We start from the raw sequence: 2,000 nt of genomic DNA, 5'->3' as shown, positions 1-2,000 counted from the left end.
GACACGCCACAAACCGCTCCGCCGTCAACCCCACCCGCCCCAGATACCCCCGCGCGAGCTGGTCGCCGGCCAGATAGAGCTCCCCCTCGACCCCGTCCGGCACCGGCCGCAGCCAACGGTCCAGCACGTGGAGGCGGGTGTTCCAGACCGGTCCGCCGATCGGCACGGTCGTCGCGTCGGGGTCGGGCCGGTGCTCCCAGAAGGTGACGTCCACCGCGGCCTCGGTGGGACCGTAGAGGTTGTGCACCGGCACGCCCAGCCGGGTCGCCGCCTCGTCGGCGAGGGCCGGCGGCAGGGCCTCGCCGCTGCAGAGCAGGACCCGGAGCGACCCCGCCCCCGCCGCCCCCGCCGCCCCCGCCGCCCCCGCCGCCTCCGTCTCGCCCGGGGTTCTCCGTCCGGCGGCGGGGGGTTCCGGTGCGCCGCCGGACGACGGGGCCGCCGTCCCCTCCGCCGGGAGCGCCTCCAGGAACGCGGCCAGCATGGACGGGACGAAGTGCAGGACCGTGATCCGCTCGGACGCGACGAGCCCGGCGAGGTAGGACGGGTCCCGGTGCCCGTCCGGCCTGGCCACGACCAGGGCCGCGCCGGTCTGCAGGGGCCAGAAGAACTCCCAGACCGAGACGTCGAACCCGGCCGGGGTCTTCTGCAGGACGCGGTCGCCGGGGCCCAGCCGGTACTCCGACTGCGCCCAGAGCAGCCGGTTGACGATCGCTCCGTGGGTGACGACCACGCCCTTGGGCCGTCCGGTCGACCCCGAGGTGTAGATCACGTACGCCGGATGGCCCGGCTCCGCCCGAAGTCCCGGACCCGTGCCCGCGTACCCCGACAGGTCCGCCCCGGACAGCCAGTCCGCGTCCACCACCAGCACCGGGCGGGCGTCGGCGAGCATCGAGGCGATCCGCGCGGCCGGGAGGTCCGGGTCGACCGGCAGGTACGCGCCCCCCGCCTTGACGACCGCGTACACGGCGACCAGCAGGTCCGCCGATCTGGGCAGCAGCAGCGCGACCACCGTCTCAGGGCCGACCCCGTGCTCGGCGGCCATCAGCCGGGCCAGCCGGTTGACCCGCGCGTCGAGCTCGGCGTAGCTCAGCTCCTCCCCCTCGTACACCAGCGCGGTGGCCTCCGGTGTCCGCACGACCTGCGCCTCGAACAGGGCGGCGAGGGTGGTGGCGGGGAGGGCCACCGTCGCGCCGTTCCCGTGGTCCGGCACGGGGTCGCGCTCACCGGGCGGGAGTTGCGTGAGGCGGCCGGCGGGGGTTCCGGGGGCGGCGGCCAGTTCGGCGAGAAGGCTCCGGAAGCGCTCCAGCAGGGCCGTGGCCCCGGCCTCGGTGATCACGTCGGGCCGGTACTGGAGTCGCAGGCGGAGCGTGTCGCCGGGCACGAGAAGCAACGTGATCGGGTAGTGCGTGGCGTCGGCGACGTCGGCGCCGGTCAGCACGAGGTCGCCGACGCCCGTGCGGGAGTCCAGCGGGTAGTTCTCCATCACCAGCAGCGCGTCGAACAACGGCCCGCGCCCGATCTCGGCCAGGCCGACGTGGTGGTACGGCAGCAGTTCCGCCTGCTCGTCGTGGATCCTGCGCAGCAGGTCGCCCACGGTCTCGGCGGGGTGGAGCCGTACCCGGACCGGCAGGGTGTTGACGAACAGCCCGATCATGCGCTCCACGCCGGGCAGCTCGGGCGGGCGGCCGGAGACCGTACCGCCGAACACCACGTCGTCGCGACCGGTCATCCGGCCGAGCAGCAGGGCGAAGGCGGCCTGCGCGACGGTGTTGAGCGTGGTGGAGTGCGCGCGGGCCAGGGCGTGCAGCGCCCGGGTGCCGGGGACGTCGACCTCGGCGGTCACCCGGGCCGGCGCGACCGGGGTGGGCGGGACGTGCGGGGCGACGAACGCCGGCTCGTCGAAGCCGTCCAGCGCGTGGTCCCAGGCCCGGCGCGCGGCCTCGCCGTCCTGGCGGGCGAGCCAGGCCAGATGGTCCCGGTACGGACGCACCACACCCGGC

At 75.7% G+C, this 2,000-nt stretch carries 1 protein-coding gene; it reads right to left on the bottom strand.

Annotated elements, in window-relative coordinates; genetic code table 11:
* Nucleotides 1-1,990, bottom strand: a 1,990-nt coding sequence (locus AB0G16_RS38675; RefSeq protein WP_362815997.1) for an AMP-binding protein, incomplete at its 3' end; no start/stop codon positions are given.
* Nucleotides 1,991-2,000 lie beyond the last annotated feature (10 nt).

The organism is Streptosporangium sp. NPDC023615 (genome assembly GCF_040640155.1).
Taxonomy (GTDB): domain Bacteria; phylum Actinomycetota; class Actinomycetes; order Streptosporangiales; family Streptosporangiaceae; genus Streptosporangium.
Note: the sequence above shows the minus strand (reverse complement) of the source record. Positions and strands in the feature narration are given on the sequence as shown.